Here is a 1,058-nt window from a genome sequence, read left to right as displayed (position 1 = left end):
TTTTTTCACCCGCCCATTACTGGGGATTCCTCAGTAATGGGCGGGCAAAGACTACACACAGCTATTACAGGATGATTCAGGCAGTTTCTTCGTAAACGTTGTAATCCAGCTTTGCTCCACTGTAATTCTGCAGGCTACGGGCTTTATTCATCGCGCAACTGAACGCATTCGAACGATCGCCTGCACTCCCATTATGCCCATAGCGGGCAATTTCATACGGTTTCTCATAACTGCATTCTTCCAGCACAATAAAGGCTCCCGGTTCACTGGTCAGCAATTCGAAACCAAGACCTGCGGCCTTTGTATTCCTTAACTGGTAATATGCAGTAAGTGTCATATGTGATTCCTTAAAATAATACCGATACAAAGATGTTTTCACAGGCATTGTTGAGCCTGTAAAATTAATGATGGTTCAGAGTGCTTGTAAGTAATAATAACTTATTCAAGTGGCGCGTCAATTGGCTAAATAACCTAACCTTCATTAAATTTTGAAAGAAATACAATCAGGAAAAGTGACTTTAAAAATCTCTTTCGAACATGACGCTACTGATATCTGATATTGCCTGGATAATTTTGTCATAGGCGTACACTTCTATTTGGGCGTAAATCTTCAAACTGGTAGCTGAGTCGTTTCGTGAACATCAGACATGGGCGCAGCTGGCGAACAAGGGGGTTGTCCTGGCACTGCATTGCGTCTGCACAGAACCGTTACATTGGACGGCGCAGAAGTGGTAACCGGAGCATATCGACAGAGGGGAAAACTCATGACTGAACTCCAGCAGATGCCGGGATGCAGGGCAGAAACACGGCGGAAACCATCTTAAAAATTATTGACTTACCAGCTTATTAGCCCTGGGAGGATGGGGGTAAACAGGGTATAATGGTGTCGGCGCTTGAGGCTTTTTGCCTCATGATGTTGTGAGGCAGAAAGAAGAAAGCCCCGTAGGACGTTAATTTTCATTAACCAACCACACGAGGCCATCTGCTTGACTAGACACCAACAGAGTAGCCTCTTAGCTGCCGTAAGGCAAGGAGATGTATGGGTCCACCACATATTG

Annotated in this window: 1 protein-coding gene; it reads right to left on the bottom strand. The window is 45.0% G+C overall.

Annotation, left to right across the window (positions count from 1 at the left end; genetic code table 11):
* Nucleotides 1–76: 76 nt before the first annotated feature.
* Nucleotides 77–337: a hypothetical protein gene (locus HMPREF3178_RS08900; protein ID WP_004026352.1), complete on the bottom strand. Its 261-nt coding sequence runs from the start codon at nucleotides 335–337 to the stop codon at nucleotides 77–79.
* Nucleotides 338–1,058 lie beyond the last annotated feature (721 nt).

The sequence above is a fragment of the Klebsiella sp. HMSC09D12 genome (assembly GCF_001808475.1).
GTDB classification, from domain to species: Bacteria; Pseudomonadota; Gammaproteobacteria; order Enterobacterales; family Enterobacteriaceae; genus Klebsiella; species Klebsiella oxytoca.
The sequence above is the reverse complement of the archived record's forward strand: the minus strand, read 5'-3'. Positions and strand labels throughout refer to the sequence as shown.